Below are 19,415 nucleotides of genomic sequence, written 5' to 3' on the forward strand. Positions count from 1 at the left end.
AATTATGCAAAAAATAACACCATTCCTGTGGTATGATAATAATGCGGAAGAGGCCATGAATCTTTACACCAGCATTTTTAGAAATGCAAGCGTAAAAAATAAACGCTATTATGGAAAAGGTGGTCCCGGCCCTGAGGGACAATTGATGACGGCTATTTTTACCATCGAAGGCCAGGACTTTATGGTGCTGAATGGTGGCCCTATTTTCAAATTCACCGAAGCATTTTCTCTGTTTGTACTTTGCGATACCCAGGAAGAAATTGATGAAAAGTGGAACAAGCTGATTGCCAACGGCGGTGAGCCCTCACGCTGCGGCTGGCTGAAAGATAAATTTGGTTTATCGTGGCAGATTGTGCCGAGAGTTTTGAATGATATATTGGGTGACCCCGATCCTGTTAAAGCAAGAAGAGGCATGGAAGCAATGATGAAAATGGATAAACTGAATATCAAAGAACTTGAGGATGCAAGGGATGGGAGAAGTAATTAATAATTAATAATTAAGAATTAATAGGTGTGGCAGATTATCAAGAAGGCAGCATTCTTTATTGCTTAACAATCTAAATCGTAGATACAGTATTGAATGCTGCCTTTTTAATTATTAATTATTAATTCTCCCCTCGCACACACGCACAAACAACCAACACCAGCACTGCAATGGACGCAACTGTTCGAATGCTGTGCAAACTATTCCACGGTGCTTCAAATTTTATTCTTACTTCGTTGACTGCTTCGTTTGAAGCCGAGGACAAATCGAATGACGCCAGTATATTGTTCAACGGAACATTTCCAAACGCGGTAATGCCAAACACCCCAACAACATACAGAACCGATGCGGCAAGCAACAACCAAAACCGCGCAGATAACGGCTGGTGAAAATGCGCGAATGTTGCAACCGGTAACATGATCAATGTGCCCATGAAACTTAAGAAGAACACGGGGTTCAGAATTGCTTTGTTGAATGACTGCATGGCCGCTACATAAGTTCTTCCGTCGAGTTTTGCAAGGCCGGGAATAATGGAGCATGACCACGCATAGAACAGTCCCGCAATTAATGCTGATAAAACAGCAGCAACGATCAACAAAATATTTAAAAGAGAAAACATAGATCTTTTCATTTTGAGTATTGATTTGAAACAAATAATAATGGCAGAGGGTTTTAGTTTTGTCGCAGGGTTTTTACGAACTGCATAATTTGCTGCATTTCGTCGGACGTTAATCTTTTCCTGAAAGACGGCATTATCTTCCTGCCGTTTTGCATTTGAAGGATGATGGCAGAATCGGGCAGAACACTTTTCGTCAGGTCCTTGGCACCAAACCGGCCCCTGTCGCCAGTTTCGCCGTGGCAGGTGGCGCAATTGTGCAAGTACAATTCTTTGCCGCTAACATTTGATGTAAAACCGGTGATGATCGTAAATAAAAGAAAGATGATGGCGAAGGTAGCTGTGAGCTTTCTCATTTTTGTTTCTTTTCCACAAAACAAGAAAGATTAGAAATCTTAAAATAGAACAAAACCGACAGGGGGAAGAAAGTTGTTCGTTGATAGTTGTTGGTTGTTAGCCTTTATTAATGAACAGTCGTCATTGATGTCAAACAACTATCAACCAACAACTAACAACTCTCCCTGACAACTATTGGAAAATTCTCCACTACTTCATTCGTTTGCTTTTGAAACTGCTGCGGCGTACAACCTGCAAATTCTTTAAAGGCGCGGATAAAGTGCGATTGATCTGCGTATTCGTTTTCGTAGGCAATGTCGGATAGTTTTTGAAAATTATTATTTCGCAATTGCGTGAGCGAAGTTTGAAAACGGCAAATGCGCGAAAATAGTTTTGCGGAAATACCAATATGCTGCTTGAGTTTTCTTTCAAAACTTCTTTCCGACAGGCGCGTGTCTGCATGCAGATTCTTCAGAGAAATATTGCCCTTGCTTTTAGAAATTGCCGAAAAAATATATTGAGCTTCCGCGTTTTGATGGTGGTTATTCTTTTGAATTAATTCAAAAAGATAAGCAGCAATAATATTGATCTTTTCTTCCACCGTTGCGGTGTTAAGCAATTGATCGTTTATGGAAATGTATTTTTGGGGAGAAGCGTCAACAACGTTCATGCAGGTGTTCGTCAATGTTTCTGCATGTAAGCCAAACACAGATCGCAATGCGTCAGGATAGAAATACACACCAATGGTGTCTACCTTTTCGTTTAAAATAATTTCGTTTTGTTGTGTAGTTTGTCCGTATAAAAAGAAATCGGGCAATGCATAATCCTGCTGTGCAAACCCCGGTTGAAAGATGAGGCCGGGGCAGCCATCCGGTAGCGGACGGAAAACATCTGCATTATGCTGCACGTCATTACCCCGCAGCGTCCAGAAGTAGCGAACGTGCTTTGCAAGATAAGGTGGTGGAAGTATTTGACGATAGTGCACGAAGAGCAATTAATAATTAATAATTAAGAATTAATAGGTGTAGCACTTTACCAATAAGGTAAGCACTCTTTCATGCTCAATAAGTAAAGTCTTACATCTAATAATGAATGACGCCCTATTAATTATTCATTATTAATTATTAATTCCTGACATAAATTTAGTCATTATTTATTGTAACAAAAGCCTCACCCCAACAATACCATTTGCCCTACATGATAAGATTGGTGGTTCGTTCTGTTAATGATAATGTTGAGTTTGTTGCGTTGCGGATTGGCTTCAAAGTCGGATTGCGAAACAGCCGTATGTTTTGTAAACCAGTCCTCTGTTGATAGCGAACTAAAATGTTTGGCCAGTGTTTCATTTACTTTGTTCCAAGCGGTTTTTAATTCATCGAGGGAAGGAAAGGCAAAGCCCGATTTATCAGGATTTTTCACAAACATGTCGTCGTAATGGGCATAAGATCTTTCGAAGCCAAGAAACGTTGTAATGTTGTCATTCACGGCGATCAAATGTCCCAGCAGGTAAGTGCCGGTATTTTTTCCGGGAGCAATTTCACTGTTGAATTGTTCAGCGGAAAATTTAGCCAGCATATCGTCCACTCTTTTGTTTTGCTTTTGCCATTCTGCAATAACTTGTTCAATGGCGAGTTTCGCGTAGTCTGTAGAAGCACTCATGGTAAATTTTTTTGGAATGAAAATTCTAAAATTGATTAATCAATATGTTTTAGAAAACAGAACAACGTCGCTTGTCATCCCGACGAAGGAGGGATCTGAGTTTTACATTAACAGGTTGTTTGGGCAGCTCCCAGATCCGTCCTTCGTCGGGATGACAAGCAGTCTTTGCTTAGCATTGTTGACACCAAAACATATTGGAATGAAAATTTACGAATAAGTTGGCGGAACTTTTACAAAGTGATTGTTATGATGCTTTTATGTTTTAGGCGTTATTGTTTTGCAAGCAGAATCAAAATGCTTAGCACCGAAACGATCATGGCGGTTTTTTGTTTGGTTGACTTTGAAATATTGAAAAGGTCAGCTACGTCATTTTTCCATAGAATGAATACTGTAAAAGCACTAAGAGCGGGATAAATTGTTGCAATTAGCAAAGGGTAAAAATAATTTATATAGCCATATGCCAAAGCCAATCCGGTAGTTACTGTAAACTCTATTACTTGCATTAAGGACAGTGAGAAAAAGAGGAGCCAACCCCATTTTGTCCTTTTGAAAATTAACAGAAACAATATAGGAGGGACTACGAAAATTAAGAAAGCATTGTAGTTAAGTAAATAGATATAAGACAACGTGGACTTGAAAAAATACCACAACGTTGGACCGGCTTTGAAAAAAAATCGAAATGCAATAATGCCCAATAAAATATTGATCCATTTATTGGCGAAGATACTTGTGGAAGGTTCCTGTATATAGGGTACAAGCAAATCCTCCTGTCCATCTTCGCTAGTGCCGCCAGTGTAGTTGCTCTCCGAGATTTCTTCAATGCCCAGAATTTCATTTTCACTTACTTGTCGTTCATTTAAATGTTGATAAGCAGCAGCGACAGCTTCGGGCTGGTAGGCATCTGTTTGCCTGACGATTGTAATTAGTTCTTCGTTAGAATGATTTTGAAATTGTTCGTAAAAATTAAAGTTCATTTGGTAGGGTTTAAAAGGGTTTTAATCAATGTTGAGAGAATTGCGTTAAAATAATATTTCTGTAAAAGGCCCTATTTGATTTATAGAGGCTTTTTAGGAAGGAAATCCTGAGGGCTGCATTTCAAAATTTTTGCTAGCTCATTTAAGTGTTTAATGTTGTAGTGCGATGGATATTTTTCACTTTCTATTTTACCAATAAAACCAACTGACATTCCAAGTTCGTTTGCAAGGTCCATCTGAGACAATTGTTTTTCAATTCGCATTTCACGAACCTTACTAATTACAAATTGATCGATTTTATTTTTCATAATCTCCTATAGGAAAGTAAAGATCAAAAAACCCTATCTTTGTGACAATCGCCCATGGGTGATTGAAAGCAAAATCTTACAACATGAATAAAAAAAACACCCTATCCGACATCAATTTTCAAATCTCTTTGGAGGATCTTTTCGATACGTTTGACCTGGAGGATATTCAGTCTTTTTTACATGGCGCTATGGAAACATGTATGACTTCTGACAATCATTTGTTTGGAGAAGCAAAAAAGAGATCGGACTTCTTTTTTTGCTATAAACAGTTAGTCAAATTTTTTGAAGTCGCCGACAAATATGTAACCAACAGCAAGGAAACCACATAGACATTTTTAAATTTACTATATTGTTCCTTTGACCAAACACTTACTTATGACAACGGAACATTCAATACCTCGCATCGCTGTTTCAAGCATTGGCAGCGGCGCTTTGTTGATGGCACTCTTTACCACCATGTGGGCATTGATAGCAAACCATGGTTATCACGGCCGCGATCATCATTTAACGGAAATCGTGTTCATTGCTCTTGCTGCTCTGTTTGTTGTATATGCGTTTACTATTTTCAAAACATCGAAACAATTTCCTGAAGCCACTTCTGATGCTGATATAGCCGAGAAAAAACGCTCTGGTAAATGGTTTGGGGTCATTTTCGGTTTGGAAGGAATTTTCATTCCCATTGCCGTAAATATTGTAATTGCACTGCACCACCCGGAGCTTATAATTCCTTCCATTGCGCTGGTCGTTGGTTTGCACTTTTTTCCACTGGCTCGCGTGTTCAAAAGAAACGTTGATTATTATCTTGCTACATGGACAACCATCATTGCCATTACTGCTATGATGTTGCTTTTGAAAAAATCGATTACTGAACTCGATGGTTTTGCATTTGTGGGAACGGGCGTTGCCATTGCTACTTCGTGCTATGGGCTGTATATGATTTCCAACTACAGGAAATTGGTTGCAACAACAAAATTTTAACCGCAAAGATAGCCAAGGGGGCGCAAAGGAAGCGAAGGCGGCCCGTTCTTTGCTTCCTTTGCGCTTTTTGGTGTTACGCTCTATTTTAGGGATAACTACTTTGCGCGCTTTGCGGTTAAAGAGTTGCATTTAGAAATTTTGAACACTAATATTGCTCTCTTTTTAAACAACATTAACAACATGAGAAATAGTTTGCTTTTTCTGCTGATAGTGCTATGCACAATCTGCAATACGTATAGCCAAAGCAAAAGGAACGTTACAAATATTCATGTACTTACTTCTGACAGTGTTTCTCTCTTTGTAAATAAGGCGGGCAAAGGAACTCCTTGCATATTTGTACACGGCGGCCCGGGTGCGTGGAGCAAATCATTTGAAGAAATGAGGGGAAGTGTGGTGGAACAAAAACTCACGATGTATTATTTCGATCAGCGCGGGTGTGGCCGCTCCGCATCTCCCGCAAACAACGATTACAGCCCTGAAAGAATGGTGGAAGATATTGAAACGATCAGAAAGCAAACCGGTGAGAATAAAGTCTACTTGATCGCACATTCATTTGGTGGAATACTTGCCCTGAAGTATGCAGAAGAGCATCCGGAACATGTGAAGGGTTTAATTATGCTGAATGCGACGCTTTACGTTGATAATTCTTTGCTCAATCAGATTGCATTTATTAATAAAACACTTGGCAGTCACATCGTCGCTCCAGGAGATTCGGTATTGCAGGCTTTTATCGAGGCTAAAAAGCAGTTGCGCAAAGCTGATCTTGAGTATAAAATATTATCGAACAATAAAGCCGCTGTTGATAAACTGGATAGCGTAGACAACAGCGAGCAACGCAACAATTCATTTGCCCAACATGTATTTGCGATGCCGATATATTGGGGAGATTTAACGAAGGAAACGATAAAAGTAAAAGTGCCTGTGCTTGTAATAACCGGAACAAAAGACAACAACATTGGCCCGGAACATTATAAACTATTCAAATTTCCAAATCAGCAAGTGAAGGTTATTGAGGGTGGGCATATTCTTTATTATGAGAAAAACAAAGAGTTTGCAGAGGCAGTCTTCAATTTTGTAAAGTAGGATTTACCACTAAGACACTAAGGGCACTAAGCTTCACTAAGGCAGCTTAATAATCGGAAACTCCTTAGTGGAACTTAGTGTCCTCAGTGCCTTAGTGGTGAAAAAAAACGCCTGCCTACTTTTTCTGCATCCAAAGAGGTTTTGTCTTTTGAATTTTCTTAAATATTGCACAGCCTTCAGTATGAGCACCCGGTAAATATCCAATGCTCTGCAAGAATTCGTTTACAATTTCCCCACCTGTAAAACGAAATGTTTTTTTAAAAAGCTTCACCCATTCTTCTTTTGTTTTTGGGTGATGGCTCTCCAGCCATTTTTCAAACGAACCAAATTCTTTTTGCAATCCTGTAATCGTCTTCGCGTTTTCTATCGCCGCATTTACTTTTAGCCGGTTGCGAATAATGCCTGCATCATTCAGCAAACGCTCTCTGTCTTTTTCAGTATAAGCCGCTACTTTTTTTATGTTGAAATTGTGGTATGCTTTTCTGAAAGCCTCTTCTTTCTTCAGAATGGTTTCCCAGCTAAGCCCCGCCTGGTTTATCTCCATGATCAACCTGCCGAAAAGTTCATTGTCATCATGAATAGGGAAGCCGTAGTGATTATCATGATAAGCTTTGTGCAAAGCCTTTCTATCGCCGGTCATTGTTTCAATTGCGCTGCAGTAAGACATGGTGGAGGTATTTGAAAGTGAAAATAGAAATTATTTAGAAGCCAGATAACTCATTTTACGCGTCGCTCTTTTCAGACGTAAATTTTTCCAGCCCATCAATTATATAATAAGTAGCTGGCGGAGAACCAAATCCCGCATGAGCGTCGACCCATTCCTCGAAACGAGGATTTTGAAGCAAATTTTTAAATTCGGATTGCAAATACTTTTTCACATCGCTCGGTGTATTATTAAGTTCTTCCCAAACCGAAGATCGATTTTCTAACACGAAAATAATGTCCTCAAAGTCGGAGCTTTGTAAGCCATTGTTGTTATTTCTTCTTGATAAACTTTTAAATGCTTCCAGTTTTGAAGCAATGAAGTATGGAGAGGAAAAGATTTTGATATCATCAGATCCAATCTGGTACGATAATGCATTTTTAAATCCATCCGGATACCATTTGTTTCCAAATCCAAGTGCTTCCTCACCTGTTGCCATAATGTCGACAACTATTCCTTAAATTTATATCTACAAATAATGCCGGATTCCTTGTCATGTGTAAATCCCAATTTTAATAAATGGGTCTCTATGTCAGAATAATCTTTGTACGCCCATATTTCAATTAATACATCGATGTCTTCAGTAAACCTTGCTTCCTCTGCTTGTCGGTCTGCATATAGTGCTACCGTTGCTCCTCCAACAAATACAACATTATTTTTTAGTGATCCTAGTGCTTCATGAATAGCTTTGATTCTAAGTAAATTGATTTGTTTGCTCACGATAAAATAATCTCCTTTAGTTTATCCACCGCTACATTGACTTCTCTTATTCTCCCCACTCTTATTACATCCACAAGAGCTAATAAAAGATAAAGAGCTTCGTCGATTTTTACAGCGTTGATTTGTTTTTGATAAAATGGTTCAATTGAATGACCTCTATTTTTCCCAAGAGTGTCGGGCCAAACGTAGACCTCATTACTTTCAAAATGGTTGCGCATGAAAGGATGTGAATGTGCTGTGGGAATTCCATTTACCACTGCACCGGGATGCTGGGGGAAGACATAGTGCAAGCCATATTGAAGAAACTCCATAAGGCTTTGGCGTCTGACTTTTCTCTTATCATAGTCGATTAATCCGGCCAAATAGCTTCTGTTGAGTGATTCTGAAACTTCAGATGCACTTATTGATAATTCATGTGCGAGATCCTTAAGTTGCCAAGGCTTGTCGGCTAGTGAAATGATTTTTAGTAAAATAACTACATCCTGGGGGCGCATTCCATTATGTTTTCGCATATGCTAATGTAACAAATGATTTGCAATTCGCAAATCGCGAATTGCAAATAGGCTTTTTATAAAATAGGCGACAGATTTCAAACCCGTCGCCTTTTTTGAACTATATGTAGCCTTGTAATTCTATTTCTTTCCGTTCACCACATCGCTCGCAATCACTGTCCAATCGCTATTGCCGAATCCTTTTTCGATCCATTTGTCCATTTCCGCTGCAACAGATGGGATTACGTTTAATGGTGCGCCCGCCTGGGATGCTTTCTTCATCATTAAGCCTGCGTCTTTTCTTGCCATATTTAATTCCCATGAAGGATTGGTGTAGTCGCCGCTGGTGATGCGTTGTAACCTCGCCTGCACCATTGCTCCGGGGTTCCAATTATCAAACAGTCCTTTCACATCGTCGAAAGAAACATCGTGCGCCTTCGCCAGGGAAAGCATATCTGTCAGGCCGCCCGTCAATGAAATAAGAAAAAGATTGCCGATCAGTTTCATGCCCGCGGCCTTGCCTTCCTGCGGACCGAGATTGATGAATTTGCCCGTCATCTTTGCTAAAGCCGGTTCTACTTTTGCAATCACATTTTGGTCACCCGATGCAAGCATCACGCCGGTGCTTTCCAATGCATTTTGCGGTCCCATGAACACAGGCGCATGCAGGTAAGTAAAACCTTTTGCTTTCCACGCTTTCGTTCTTTCCACTGCACCTTCGGCAGAAGTGGTTGTATGGTCTATGATTGTTGCTCCTGGTTTCATGCCTGGCTCAGCCGCTGCCAATACTTCATTTACGGCAGCGTCGTCTTTTACTACAATATGAATTACATCTACGTCTTTTACAGCATCTGTAATGTTGTCAAATGCTTTGGCACCAACTGATTCCAATGCTTTTGCCCTTGATGCCGTTCTGTTCCATACCTGAACTTTTTCTCCTTTTTTGATCAGCGCCTTTGTGAAGTTTGAACCTAAAAGGCCCATTCCTAAAAATGCAATCATGGTGTTTTATTTTAGATTAAAGTTAGGAAGTTCTCAACTGCGGACTGATAGATTTTAGGGTACGTTCTTGCTTATTCGACAAATCTTTTCATGAAAGAAAAGTCCGTGCTATGCATCTCTTGTTCATTATTACTAGATGCAAGTTGCGCTTCTCCCGCGTACACAAACATTTGTCGTTCGTAATCGTCTATTGCTGCTTCAATAGTTTTGAACTTTTCACCAGTCAGGTTATCAGATAAAATCAATGCATCCATCAGTCCAGTATTCACACCCTGGCCCGCAAAAGGCGGCATTACATGGGCTGCGTCACCAATAAGTGTTATGGGCAAAGGGCGATCGTTTTTCCACGGCTTATCCAAAGGGAATTTTCTTGTTGGCAATCCTACCAAAAAAGAGGTTGAGCGAAATAGCTGATGATAACTTTCATGCCAGCCAGAAAATCTATTCGCAAGAAATGAAATAATACTATCTGTGTTTTCAAAGTTTAACCCGTTGCTATCGATCCAGTGTTCTGGTCGTTTAAAAATTACTCCATATGTTAACTGGCCATTGTTGTAGGGATTTGCAACGATTAGATTCCCTTGATGTGCGGCCATCAGTCTATTGCCGCTACACAGTTGAAAAAAATCCGGACAGTTTATTTCGGGTTCAACTACATCTCCCTGAATAATAAAAGTTCCGGTGTCCTCTATCGTTGCGTCGGTAATGTATTTTCTAACGCCAGACATGCCGCCATTAGCTCCAATAGCAAGATCTGCGGTTGCCTTGGTTCCATTTTCAAAACACAAAAGCCATTGTCCGTTATGTTCTTCAAGCGCTGTAAGTTTGCTGTCCCAAATAACGGTGTCGTTTTGTAATTCGTCGAGAAACAGTTGTCTTAAATCATTCCTGTTGATCTCCGGATTGTCAACCTGGGGGTCGACCGTAGACAACACATTGCCTTGTTCGTCTGCCATGGTTACGCCCATGGGTAGTGCCATTGCGTAATATTTTTCCAGCAGTCCCGCATTCTTCATCGCCTCTTGCCCTGAGTCTTTATGCAGGTCAAGTGTGCCGCCCCAAATTCTTGTTTGTGCATCTTTATCCCTTTCATACACGGCAACGGCTATTCCTTTTTGTTGTAGCAATGTCGCCATCATAAGACCAACGGGTCCTGCGCCAATGATGGCTACCTTTTTATTTTCCAGTAACATGATTCATTAATTAAAGCACAAAATTCCGGAAGGCTGGACTGTCAGTCTTGTACAAATGCGACAAAATCTTTGCTCACGGACAGTTTTGATTGTTTTGCTTTTCGTGCAAAAGCGGCAGGAGTAGCGCCGCTATAGCGTTTAAATTCCTTGCTCAAATGTGCCTGGTCCGAATAGCCAAACTCTGCAGCCAGCCCCGCAATGTTAGAATTGGGATCGCACCATAATTGATTTCGCACCTGCTCAAAGCGTATTAGGCCGGAGACATCTTTAACAGTGTGGCCAGAAGATTGCTTGAAGTTTCTTTCAAGTGTACGCACCGTTGCATTTGCAGCCACGGCCACTTCACTTACTGGCATGGTGCCATTGGCTTTGCGCATTGCCACACCTGCTTTGGCAAGCATGCTGCTGCCGGCAACATGTGAATGAGCATCAAGAAAATATTGTTGCAGATGATATATTGCTTCTTCTATTCTGCCTGTTTTCACCAACTCACTCAAAGTTGATTGAAGCCGGGCGACAGGATGCTCGAAAAAATGCACCGCGTTTTTGCCTGAAGGCAGTCCCAGCAAATCAAAAACGGTCCAGGGAAAACACCTTACGCCAATAATTTCTAAACAATTAATCGTAGAAAAAGAAACAGGTTGGTTAAGTAAGCCCATCATGAAAGGAGAGGGCAGCGGTTGCAAACTTCCATCAGGAGAAATAGAGTAAAGGCTTCCGAAGTAGAAGATGATTTCAGCGTAGCCGTCAGGCATTACGTCATAGGTCGATAACTGCTCTCCAACGTCCCTTCTGTCGTACCAAAAACATTTAATGGTATCGCTGAGTGCTGGAGGAGATTCATATTCGAGATGACGGTGATGCATGTTGGAGAGTAGCTTAATTAAAAAAGAGGCATTCCTATGTTGGGTTTTGCCTCTTTAGTTTTTGTAGTCCCGACAAGTCTCTCAATTACTTATTGCTTCTTTTCAATTCTTTCTTATTTTTTCTATTCCTCTCTTCTTGCACTCAAAATTTTTTGTTGGGAATAATAACAAAAGAGAAAAAATTCTAACATTTCCTCCACCTTGCAGGACAACTCACGAGACAACTATAATTATTTGATTATTAATTATTTATATTAAAAATAATAAATAAAAAACATGTTTATTCCAGAGCCAAAATTTTATCTTAAAGATCGAAACACTAAGATACCGACATTGATTTATATGCAGGCAAAATATTCTGCTGACAAGCAAGAACGCTTCATGCTAAGCACCGGTAACAAGATACTGCCCGATGAGTGGGATGATATAAAGCAACGTGCAATAATATCAAAAAGAGTTGTAGGAAATAGTGATCTAAACCTTTGGCTTGACAAAATGGCTACAGCCTTTAAAACGGTATTTAGAAGTTTTCTATTAGATGGCAAGATTCCTTCGGCCACAGAATTGAGAGATAGAACAGAAGAAGTTTTGAATATTAAAGTTGTGGCTGCTTCCACAAAGATCAAGATTACTTCGTTAATAGAATTTACAAAGAAGTTTATTGAAGAATACAAATCACTCAGAGCACCAAATACTATTAAGTCGTATGTCTCGACCTGCACAAGAATTAAAGAATATGAAACATGGTGCGGTAAACAATTCCAATTTGAAGACATTACCATTGAATGGCGAGCTGGATTTATTAAATTCTTGCAGTCGTGTGGAAACACAAAGAATACTGAAGGCAAGCATATCAAAAATGTAAAACTTTTCATGAATGAAGCGACTGAACGAGGGTTAAATACAAACATGGCCTTCAAAAGCAAAAATTTCAGTAAGCCAAGTGAAGATGTTTACAAAATATTTCTGACTATGAATGAAATTTACAAGATCGCAAACCTTGATTTAACCAGTGATAAAGCAAAAGATATAGTAAGGGACTTTTTTGTCATCGCTTGTCAATCGTCTCTGCGCTATTCTGATTTCACCCGTATCAGAAAAGAAAATATTAAAGGCGATTATCTGCAAATGGTAACTACCAAGACAGGGCAAGAAGTTATAATTCCCATCTCTCCTTCTGTAAGGTCAATATTCGAAAAATACAACTATGAAATGCCTAAAGCTCCCTGCAACCAAGTTTTTAATCGTTGCCTGAAAGAAATAGGTAAACAGGCAGAATTAAACGAAAAAGTTGCGATAACAAAAACCGTAGCTGGTGTTAAGAAAACTGAAATCAAAGAAAAATGGGAACTTTTAAGTAGCCACGTTGGCAGGAGAAGCCTTGTAAGTAACTGTATAATGGAAGGCATTAACACAAGCAGCATTATGCTGATTTCGGGCCATAAATCATTACGTGTATTTCAAGGGTATGTAAGGGTAAACCAACAGCAGAACGCAGAGGTATTGAGTAAGCATCCATTTTTTCAAAAATAGTTTTGATTTAATAAGAGCATTCAATTTTTTGTTTAAAATAAATCGTTCCGTCTAGCGACATATTGTTCAACCGCAGTTGTACATATCTTTTTTTTCTCTGGCATTTTTTCAAAATTGTAATTATAAATCCATTGAATGTTATCCTCAATATTAGAATCATTAGGAACTAAAGAGAACGTTGTTGATTGACTTTGACATGATTTAAAATTAAAGGTTTTAAATCAATCTATCGTACCGACTGAATTGGAGGAGTTTGATTCGCGGTTTTACTTCGCTAGTGAGTTTATTATGCGGTTACTTCGCTGATGTGAGTACAAAAGTAAATCGAGTTTTTTGTACGTGCAAGAGGGGTAACTTGATGAGTTGCTATAACCCACATGAATACTGGAAAAAATATTTTTATTTTTTATACTTGGAATTGTCAGGAAAAGTGAAACATTGATGAATAAAGGATTTGGTTGATTTCAGTCGAACCACGTTGCAGCAACACTATCTAACTCAAGTAACCTCTTATACTCTGGATTGTTTTCTAATTTCTTTTCATCCAAGAAGTGCATTGTGTCATTATTCATGAGAGAATGGTATTTTGTATTTAGGATGTCTTCATAAGTACACAGTATTGCGTTCGCAGGATAGGTGAAAGACATTGGAAGTGAATCACCATTTATTAGACTATAAGCAAGTTTATGATGTTGCCACTTATCTTGCAATATGTGAGATTGGATTTTAATGTTAAGTGCTGAACCTTTTCCGGCATTTTTCATTCTATAAAATTTTTCACCATGTATTTTAGTGAAAACAATAACAGGTCTTTCTAGATTTTTTTGCATCTCGGAATCGCTATCTCTTCGGGCTTGATCTATTTTACTTAACCGAACAGTCAGTATTATGAAGACAATAAGATTTGATAGTGCAATAAAAGCAGACCAATATGAACCAAAGTTTGCCCAATCAGAAGATTCTGTTGAGAGGTGAGTAAATGAATATCCGTAAAACAGAATAGGTACTAATATTGTAACTGATGCAATTGTGATTACTTGCCAGGATTTTATTGTCATCTGGATTAATTAGGGGTTATTATATGAGAAAGTAAGTGCCCTTGTAATATCAAGGTTTTTTCCTGTTTTCTCTTTGTATGCGTGTTGAAAGTTGTGTACAAAATGTATTATCGTACTATCTAAATCAAGATGTCCGTGATAGAGGACAAAGCTTATTAATTTGTCTTTATCAGTAACAATTTGCTTATCATACATTGTTCTTGGCGGTACATCAAATTCTATTAATTGGAAAAAGGCAGTTGTTATATGAACGGGTTTTAGTTCAGATCGGTGAAGGACTTTATCATAAGGCTTACCATCAAGATAGAATCTACTTACATTAAAATATTCGCCTTCTTGCTTAGTTATAGCAAATGTTACACCCGTTGGGGTTTGTACCATGTCTCCAATTACGAAATTATTTGCTTCCATAAAGTACGGTTTTGGTTGATTAATCCCATTCACTTTCGCGTATGTTTTTGATGTAGTGAAAAGGTGGAATAGATAAATTTGTTTTGGATGTGCCCAAATTAGAAGTTGGAATACTACTTCCGTTTTGGAGTATATCCAAATCAAAAATCTTTTTTATCATTTTTTCTTTCAGATGCGTATCCGATAATGGCCACTCATATTGGCCTGCTTTGATAAAGTATATCATTTGTATTTGTTTTATAGTTAATGTGTATCAAACGGTTAGCCAGCCGGTTAAAAGTGCATAAAAATGTAGTTATGGCACTATTTATACCTGCCAAACTATGACTTGACGAGAGTTTACCCGCCTTTTTGGCATTTCTAGGTATATTTTAATTTTTTTTAAATCCTATAAACAACAGGAGATAAATAGAAAGGGAGCGTGCTATTTAATATATATACTTATAGATTTATTCATTTTATGGGATTAGGGTTACTGTGTTGCAAAGGTGGTTTAATTCTAATGTTGATTTCTTTTCAACAAGTGATGTTGTGTTTAACGATTGGTTAAAAGAGGTAAATGAATTGTGATGTTTATTGTATAATGTATGTTTCAAAAATAAGACCGAAACAGTAAACGGAATGACAAAAAACAGAAAATAGAAAACAGAACAACATCGTAACAGAGTAACAGAATAGTAGAGTAACTGAAAACAGAATTTCAAAAAATAGAATAGTAAAGCAATGAAAAACAGAGAACAAAAAATAGAAAACAGGAAGCCAAAATAGTTGTTTCATTCTTCTTGAAGTCTTACTGCAATTGAGTTTGATGATTTACATTTGAAAAAAATAAATCACAATGAATGCAAGAAATTACAGAGCAGATGTTAGACTGACTCCAATAGATTTTCCACCTATAATGGGTTTAGGAGAATCATCTGTTAGCTATCTATCAGAACCAAAAATGATTAATGAAAAACTTGCATTAATGATAATGCAGAGTTATGTTCTTGTTGATACTTTTAAGAATGAACAACATATAATTTTCACGATACAATCTTTATATGAAATACCGCCTAATGAAATAAAAACTAGAGAAGATGTATATGATGTTTATAATGATGCCACATCATGGATGAATGAAGCATATCAGTATGCAAGAATAGAATTGCCTGCCCTTCATAATATTACATTCCCAAATCAATCAATAGAAAATTATAAAAATGAGATTGATCGTGTGTTTGGTTTATTAGATAGTAGAAACTAAAAAAGGATTCTAAAATATTTATGTGTAGGCGGTTTGACCCATTCCAAGCGAGTGGGTTTTTTATTTGATAGGAGAAAAGTGAAAAAAAATTTATATATAGATAAAAGAAATGAAAAATCAAATATGATCGTAATGGTAAAATAAATTTTGACTACTGGATGAAGAATTCCATAACTACTCCAGCATAGCTACCAGTAGGTTTGAAAGAGCATTGCGAGAAAGTGCAACATGTTGTTCATGGTTAGCATTCATGAATTTTCATTATCTGCAGCAAAACTCAATTAGTGGCTCGCTTTTTATTTTATTAATTATTTAATTTATTATTAAAAATAGAAGAATATAAAACAAATAAAATCAATTGATTGAGTAAGAAAAATAACTGTTTTGATGCTTGTAATATAAAAAGAATGTTTATGTTTGCAGTACGGTATTTCTAGTTAGATGTGAAATCAAGAAAGGAATGCAAGTTGTATTTAATCTTCAAAAAAAATACAATCATCATATGTCTAACATAACATGGTAATACCAGCACTGTAAAGCCCTCACTCCTTTGTGCAGGCAAATCGGAAATAAAATTTTTAACAAGAAAATGCCGATTTGTTATGCAATGTGTCCAGATACAAAATATTGATAAAAATGAACTCAGAGAACTTTTCGCTGAGGCTCTCTTCGATGTCTTAAAGACAAGGTTTTCTGAATATTCTCAAACACAACCGCCTGCGCAGACTATACCTGATAAACTCCTCACGAAAAAAGAGGCTGCTGCATATCTTAAAATATCGCTCCCCACATTAACCAGATATGTAAAACTTGGTTATGTGAAAGCCGTGACAATTACTGGGACACGTTCGAGATTCAGATCGTCTGACTTGGATAAATGCTTGAGGGGATTGAGAAGCAGGTAGAAGTATTTGAAATTAGCTCTTTGACATTAAGGGATTGGTCTTCACAACCAATGTAACCGTAGAAACAAATAAATCGGATTCATCTATTAAAAATAATTTAAATGAAGCGAATTTCTATGTTCGATGCTGGAATAAAAAATACCGTCAGCATCGGAAACATTACGTTAACTGATTTACCGTTAATAATCAAATGTGACGAGGACCTCCGAATAGTGACAGCATTTATTAGAGGGTTGACGTCCAAGGAAAAACAAAATGAGGTTAAGTGTTATGAACTTAAGTACGTAACATTTGGTGGGACTTTCTCTATAAGAAAAGACTCAGGGTTGATAGAAGAGTCAGGATTAATTTGCATTGACATTGATGAAATTGAAAATCCTCCACAACTCAAAAAGCAAATAATTGCGAAATGTGAGTTTCTTTTATTAGCGTTTATTTCCCCCAGGGGTAATGGCCTGAAATTGATTTTTGGCCGTGACATGGCATTCTCTTATAAAGAGAACTATCAAGCATACAGTAAGTATTTGCTAGACAACTTCGAGATTTCCAAGGACTCAATTGATCAATCATGCGCTTCGATTTCTAAGGCATGTTTTCTTTGTCACGATGCAGACGTTTATCTAAACCCTATTTTCAAGCAGGGTATTGAAGTAGAGAAAATCCCCTTTCTACACATTCAAAAGCCAGAAGAGTTGGAAGAGAATAACGAACATACATTTGAGGTAAACACTTTTGAGTTGTCTCAGTTCTTATTCAAACCAGTCGTGTTGAATTTTGAAAAAAGAAATGCCGTTGAAAATTTCATTGCCCTTTGCAGGGTGTGTATAAAACACAATGGGGATTTCATTGAAGGCAACCGGCACAACTGGGTATTGAAACTTGCGGTATTATGCAATTCATTTGGAATGGACAAAAACACTGCAATTCGACATTTTAAGTGTGTATTTGCAAACCATCCAGCTATTGCTTTGTCAAAGCATCCATTCGACGAGACTGGTGATCTGACCAGACCATTCGATGATATGTACGAAAAGTATCTGGATGATTTTGAAACTTGGAATGATAGAAACGAAGTATTCACTACTCCATGTTTACCTAAAGAGGTGTTTGATAATTCACCTCATTTTGTAAAAAAGTTAACTGGGCTTTTTCCAGATGAGAGGGAAAGGGATGTATTCTTTTTGGGATTACTAACCTTAGCAAGTACTTGTTTTCCCCTTGTCCAAGGTGTGTATGATTCAAGGAGATATAGAGCCAATCTGTTCACCTTTATTAGTGCACCCGCTGCAAGTGGTAAAGGGGTTCTTTCATGGGTTAGTAAAATGGGTGATGCTATTCACGAAAATTTTTTGAATGAATTCAAAAGAGATTTCGCGGAATATCAAGCACTCAACGAGGAACAGCGCAAGGAGCAACCAAAACCTGAATTAAAAAGATTGTTTATTGCCGCGGATAACACTTCGGCCAACATGATTGCAGACCTAAGTATCAACCAGCTTTTTGGAATTATTTATGATAACGAGGCTGATACCTTAACCAAAGCGAACAAAAGTGAACACGGAAATTTTTCAAACTTGTTACGCAAGTTCTTTCAACATGAAACCATTCATTATGAAAGAAAGACAAACAATCAGAACATAATTATAAAGGAGCCTGCCTGTTCCATTTTAATCTCCGGAACACCTGGTCAAATCGATAAGATGGTTGACGACGTGGAGAACGGCCTCGTTAGCCGATTTATCTTTTATAATTATGTCTCACCTGTAAAATGGAAGGATGTGTTTGCGGATGGTCAAGATTTTCATGGAATCTTTAAATCCTCAGCGGTTGAATTACTCCAGTTAACAAATCAGTTTTTTTATGATTTTCTCAGTAACCCGGAACGTGAAATTCTCTTTGAGTTAACTAGTGATCAAAAAAAAAAGCGATCAGATTGGTTTGAAGAAAAAACAAAAAATCTCGATGAGTTATATGGAAGTGATATTAGAGGGTCTGTTATGAGGCTCGGGTTAATTCAATTTAGAATTGCCATGGTGCTATCATCGATCCGAACGGCTGAAAATACCCTGGGGCAATCAATTAAAGAACGATCGAAGATTGTCTGCACAGATGGTGATTTCAATGCCTCCATGTCCATCGTAGATGTCTTATTACATCACGCGGTAAATGTTTTTAATAAACTAAAGAAGCGCGGTGTAGTGAAACGTAACGGTAACCCAAAGGATAACTATTATGAAAGTCTTCCAATAAAATTCAATCGCGCAAAAGCGATGGAAATTGCTAGCTATAGCGGCATTAAAGAGAAAACTGCAGAGAATTACCTCCGCCAACTTGCGAAGGACGAAAAGTTAAAAAAACCTCAACACAATCATTACGAAAAGGGCGCTGCGTAAGCAGTGCTCTTTATTTATTAAAAAATAAATTTAAAATTATGGAAATAATAAAAAAGCCAACCATTTTTAATATTGGCGAGGTAGCTGAAAAACTAAATTGTGGTCTTACTAAGCACAAGTTGTTTGAATTTTTGAGAAACGAAAACGTATGCGAATATAACAACGCTCCCAAATCAGAATTTGTTACTAAAGGGTATTTGATATATAAAAGAGTTGAGAAGCGTTGGATCAATCAAACTTTTGTCACAACACTTGTAACCGAAGAGGGCTTCAAATTCATTGAAGGTTTGATTAAAGCGAAATGGAAGGGAAATTCTTAGATTTCCTACTTCCTAAAAATCCTTTTGAGTTTTGAATTTTCGGGTCATTCAATGGAGGCAACTATAGGTTCATATAGTGACAGATTAAAAAGGGCGGCGAAGGTGCTGCCCTTTTTTAATTATGCCACTATGTGCG

25 protein-coding genes are annotated in these 19,415 nt (G+C 37.9%); 9 read left to right on the forward strand and 16 right to left on the reverse strand.

Annotation, left to right across the window (positions count from 1 at the left end; genetic code table 11):
* Positions 1 to 4 precede the first annotated feature (4 nt).
* On the forward strand, positions 5 to 487 hold the full coding sequence (locus KTO63_RS03880) for a VOC family protein (protein ID WP_217789836.1): 483 nt from the start codon (positions 5 to 7) through the stop codon (positions 485 to 487).
* 118 nt (positions 488 to 605) lie between these two features.
* Here the strand turns inward: KTO63_RS03880 and KTO63_RS03885 are convergent, their stop codons facing one another.
* The 6 genes from KTO63_RS03885 to KTO63_RS03910 form a co-directional block, all read right to left on the reverse strand.
* Positions 606 to 1,115 carry an anthrone oxygenase family protein gene (locus tag KTO63_RS03885; RefSeq protein WP_232373019.1) on the reverse strand — a complete coding sequence of 170 codons (510 nt, stop codon included), beginning with the start codon at positions 1,113 to 1,115 and terminating at the stop codon, positions 606 to 608.
* Between the two features lie 41 nt (positions 1,116 to 1,156).
* On the reverse strand, positions 1,157 to 1,456 hold the full coding sequence (locus KTO63_RS03890) for a c-type cytochrome (RefSeq protein WP_217789837.1): 300 nt from the start codon (positions 1,454 to 1,456) through the stop codon (positions 1,157 to 1,159).
* Positions 1,457 to 1,608: 152 nt separating this feature from the next.
* Entirely contained in the window at positions 1,609 to 2,421 is an 813-nt protein-coding gene (locus tag KTO63_RS26425; RefSeq protein WP_217789838.1) for a DUF6597 domain-containing transcriptional factor, read from the reverse strand.
* Between the two features lie 185 nt (positions 2,422 to 2,606).
* Positions 2,607 to 3,095, reverse strand: coding sequence for a DinB family protein (locus KTO63_RS03900; protein WP_217789839.1), 489 nt, complete (start codon positions 3,093 to 3,095; stop codon positions 2,607 to 2,609).
* 269 nt (positions 3,096 to 3,364) lie between these two features.
* On the reverse strand, positions 3,365 to 4,069 hold the full coding sequence (locus KTO63_RS03905) for a hypothetical protein (RefSeq protein WP_217789840.1): 705 nt from the start codon (positions 4,067 to 4,069) through the stop codon (positions 3,365 to 3,367).
* Positions 4,070 to 4,149: 80 nt separating this feature from the next.
* A complete protein-coding gene (locus tag KTO63_RS03910) occupies positions 4,150 to 4,377 on the reverse strand; it encodes a helix-turn-helix domain-containing protein (protein WP_217789841.1) in 228 nt (75 codons plus the stop codon).
* An 83-nt stretch (positions 4,378 to 4,460) separates the two neighbouring features.
* Here KTO63_RS03910 and KTO63_RS03915 point away from each other — a divergent pair, with 83 nt between their 5' ends.
* From KTO63_RS03915 to KTO63_RS03925, 3 genes are all read left to right on the forward strand, one after another.
* Positions 4,461 to 4,706 (forward strand): hypothetical protein, encoded by a 246-nt coding sequence (locus KTO63_RS03915; protein WP_217789842.1) that lies wholly within the window; start codon positions 4,461 to 4,463, stop codon positions 4,704 to 4,706.
* A 46-nt stretch (positions 4,707 to 4,752) separates the two neighbouring features.
* Entirely contained in the window at positions 4,753 to 5,355 is a 603-nt protein-coding gene (locus KTO63_RS03920; RefSeq protein ID WP_217789843.1) for a hypothetical protein, read from the forward strand.
* 180 nt (positions 5,356 to 5,535) lie between these two features.
* On the forward strand, positions 5,536 to 6,438 hold the full coding sequence (locus KTO63_RS03925) for an alpha/beta fold hydrolase (RefSeq protein ID WP_232373020.1): 903 nt from the start codon (positions 5,536 to 5,538) through the stop codon (positions 6,436 to 6,438).
* A gap of 115 nt (positions 6,439 to 6,553) precedes the next feature.
* Here KTO63_RS03925 and KTO63_RS03930 read toward each other — a convergent pair whose 3' ends face one another.
* The 7 genes from KTO63_RS03930 to KTO63_RS03960 form a co-directional block, all read right to left on the reverse strand.
* Positions 6,554 to 7,105, reverse strand: a complete 552-nt coding sequence (locus tag KTO63_RS03930) for a DNA-3-methyladenine glycosylase I (RefSeq protein ID WP_217789844.1) — start codon at positions 7,103 to 7,105, stop codon at positions 6,554 to 6,556.
* Positions 7,106 to 7,160: 55 nt separating this feature from the next.
* A complete protein-coding gene (locus tag KTO63_RS03935; RefSeq protein ID WP_217789845.1) occupies positions 7,161 to 7,580 on the reverse strand; it encodes a hypothetical protein in 420 nt (139 codons plus the stop codon).
* An 11-nt stretch (positions 7,581 to 7,591) separates the two neighbouring features.
* Positions 7,592 to 7,861 carry a hypothetical protein gene (locus tag KTO63_RS03940; RefSeq protein ID WP_217789846.1) on the reverse strand — a complete coding sequence of 90 codons (270 nt, stop codon included), beginning with the start codon at positions 7,859 to 7,861 and terminating at the stop codon, positions 7,592 to 7,594.
* Positions 7,858 to 8,373 (reverse strand): helix-turn-helix domain-containing protein, encoded by a 516-nt coding sequence (locus KTO63_RS03945; RefSeq protein ID WP_217789847.1) that lies wholly within the window; start codon positions 8,371 to 8,373, stop codon positions 7,858 to 7,860. Before KTO63_RS03945 ends, KTO63_RS03940 begins: the two co-directional genes overlap by 4 nt.
* 120 nt (positions 8,374 to 8,493) lie before the next feature.
* Positions 8,494 to 9,354, reverse strand: a complete 861-nt coding sequence (locus KTO63_RS03950; protein ID WP_217789848.1) for an NAD(P)-dependent oxidoreductase — start codon at positions 9,352 to 9,354, stop codon at positions 8,494 to 8,496.
* 71 nt (positions 9,355 to 9,425) lie between these two features.
* Positions 9,426 to 10,547: an FAD-dependent oxidoreductase gene (locus KTO63_RS03955; protein WP_217789849.1), complete on the reverse strand. Its 1,122-nt coding sequence runs from the start codon at positions 10,545 to 10,547 to the stop codon at positions 9,426 to 9,428.
* A gap of 41 nt (positions 10,548 to 10,588) precedes the next feature.
* Complete coding sequence (locus KTO63_RS03960; RefSeq protein ID WP_217789850.1) at positions 10,589 to 11,413, reverse strand: helix-turn-helix domain-containing protein; 825 nt, start codon at positions 11,411 to 11,413, stop codon at positions 10,589 to 10,591.
* Positions 11,414 to 11,689: 276 nt separating this feature from the next.
* Between KTO63_RS03960 and KTO63_RS03965 the strand changes: the two genes are divergently transcribed.
* Positions 11,690 to 12,946 carry a site-specific integrase gene (locus KTO63_RS03965; RefSeq protein WP_217789851.1) on the forward strand — a complete coding sequence of 419 codons (1,257 nt, stop codon included), beginning with the start codon at positions 11,690 to 11,692 and terminating at the stop codon, positions 12,944 to 12,946.
* Positions 12,947 to 13,410: 464 nt separating this feature from the next.
* Here the strand turns inward: KTO63_RS03965 and KTO63_RS03970 are convergent, their stop codons facing one another.
* The 3 genes from KTO63_RS03970 to KTO63_RS03980 are packed head-to-tail and all read right to left on the reverse strand — an operon-like array spanning position 13,411 to position 14,641.
* Positions 13,411 to 14,004, reverse strand: a complete 594-nt coding sequence (locus KTO63_RS03970) for a hypothetical protein (RefSeq protein ID WP_217789852.1) — start codon at positions 14,002 to 14,004, stop codon at positions 13,411 to 13,413.
* Between the two features lie 9 nt (positions 14,005 to 14,013).
* Positions 14,014 to 14,415, reverse strand: a complete 402-nt coding sequence (locus tag KTO63_RS03975; protein WP_217789853.1) for a hypothetical protein — start codon at positions 14,413 to 14,415, stop codon at positions 14,014 to 14,016.
* Positions 14,416 to 14,434: 19 nt separating this feature from the next.
* A complete protein-coding gene (locus KTO63_RS03980) occupies positions 14,435 to 14,641 on the reverse strand; it encodes a hypothetical protein (RefSeq protein ID WP_217789854.1) in 207 nt (68 codons plus the stop codon).
* A gap of 612 nt (positions 14,642 to 15,253) precedes the next feature.
* Between KTO63_RS03980 and KTO63_RS03985 the strand changes: the two genes are divergently transcribed.
* From KTO63_RS03985 to KTO63_RS04000, 4 genes are all read left to right on the forward strand, one after another.
* Entirely contained in the window at positions 15,254 to 15,661 is a 408-nt protein-coding gene (locus tag KTO63_RS03985) for a hypothetical protein (protein ID WP_217789855.1), read from the forward strand.
* A 602-nt stretch (positions 15,662 to 16,263) separates the two neighbouring features.
* Positions 16,264 to 16,566 (forward strand): helix-turn-helix domain-containing protein, encoded by a 303-nt coding sequence (locus tag KTO63_RS26505; RefSeq protein ID WP_217789856.1) that lies wholly within the window; start codon positions 16,264 to 16,266, stop codon positions 16,564 to 16,566.
* A gap of 101 nt (positions 16,567 to 16,667) precedes the next feature.
* The gene (locus KTO63_RS03995) at positions 16,668 to 18,959 is read left to right on the forward strand and encodes a DUF3987 domain-containing protein (protein WP_217789857.1); all 2,292 of its coding nucleotides are present in this window, start codon (positions 16,668 to 16,670) and stop codon (positions 18,957 to 18,959) included.
* A 38-nt stretch (positions 18,960 to 18,997) separates the two neighbouring features.
* Complete coding sequence (locus KTO63_RS04000; RefSeq protein ID WP_217789858.1) at positions 18,998 to 19,279, forward strand: phage antirepressor KilAC domain-containing protein; 282 nt, start codon at positions 18,998 to 19,000, stop codon at positions 19,277 to 19,279.
* The last annotated feature ends 136 nt before the right edge of the window (positions 19,280 to 19,415 follow it).

Origin of the sequence: Pinibacter aurantiacus (genome assembly GCF_019130065.1) — a bacterium.
In the GTDB taxonomy this organism is placed as follows: Bacteria; Bacteroidota; Bacteroidia; order Chitinophagales; family Chitinophagaceae; genus Pinibacter; species Pinibacter aurantiacus.